The organism is Treponema sp. R6D11 (assembly GCF_054786075.1).
Map to the genome: position 1 here is coordinate 1 of NZ_BDHD01000976.1, position 426 is coordinate 426.

General features: G+C 35.9%; 1 protein-coding gene. It reads right to left on the bottom strand.

Translation table 11 applies throughout. The features are described 5' to 3' along the window. Window positions 1-259, bottom strand: a 259-nt coding sequence (locus ACYVTD_RS17085) for an InlB B-repeat-containing protein (protein ID WP_461248840.1), incomplete at its 3' end; no start/stop codon positions are given. Between the last annotated feature and the right edge of the window lie 167 nt (window positions 260-426).

Below are 426 nucleotides of genomic sequence, written 5' to 3' on the forward strand. Positions count from 1 at the left end.
ATGTTTCATTGTCTGTATACCAGCCTGCAAAATTAAAGCCGTTTTTTGTCGGATCCATAGGTCTTCGTACGTGATCGCCTTTAAACAATGTTTGGCTTGGCACAGGAGTTCCGCCGTTGCTGTTAAAAGTTACGGTTTTTGAGTCAATGATTTCCGACATCCACGGATTTTCACAGGCGCAAATGACAAGAGCTATAAAAAACATAAGAAACAAAGACGGCTTTTTCAAAGTTTCCTCCGTTCTGCATTTCTTTCTCATAGGTTATAACTATAATATACCTTATTTTTTACGGAAAATCAATGTAAATGGGGATTTTCAACCTTCAATTTGGGCTATGTCAGCCTGTCAGGGCTTTATATTTTCAGAAAAATACTATAATATTATAAAAAATGACTTGGTTTCAATGGCTTATTTCAGTATATGAG